We start from the raw sequence: 306 nt of genomic DNA, 5'->3' as shown, positions 1-306 counted from the left end.
AAACAGAACTTTATTGACCTTTCCACCGACTTCTTTTTTATATGCATCTTCACCAAAAATACTAGAAATAGTATTAAGGGCTGAACGAAATCGATAGTCAATATCGATATATATCGAATCAATTTCAGATATATTCCCGTTAACAAAATATGCATGTTTATTTAGAGCCCTCATAGCATGACATAAAAAATCATCATTTTTCACATAGTCATATGACTCATAACCCAACGCCATAAATGATATGGCTCTTAGGCAGTATTCTACATCTAGCATTCTGCTCGTATTAATGGTCGCTGGCACACCCTC

At 34.6% G+C, this 306-nt stretch carries 1 pseudogene; it reads right to left on the bottom strand.

The annotated features are described in order from the left end of the window. A pseudogene (locus AB4512_RS23250) lies at positions 1-273 on the bottom strand (DUF262 domain-containing protein); the annotation flags it as partial. Positions 274-306: the final 33 nt, after the last annotated feature.

The sequence above is a fragment of the Vibrio sp. 10N.222.52.B7 genome, assembly GCF_041474275.1.
GTDB lineage: Bacteria > Pseudomonadota > Gammaproteobacteria > Enterobacterales > Vibrionaceae > Vibrio > Vibrio crassostreae_C.
Note: the sequence above shows the minus strand (reverse complement) of the source record. Positions and strands in the feature narration are given on the sequence as shown.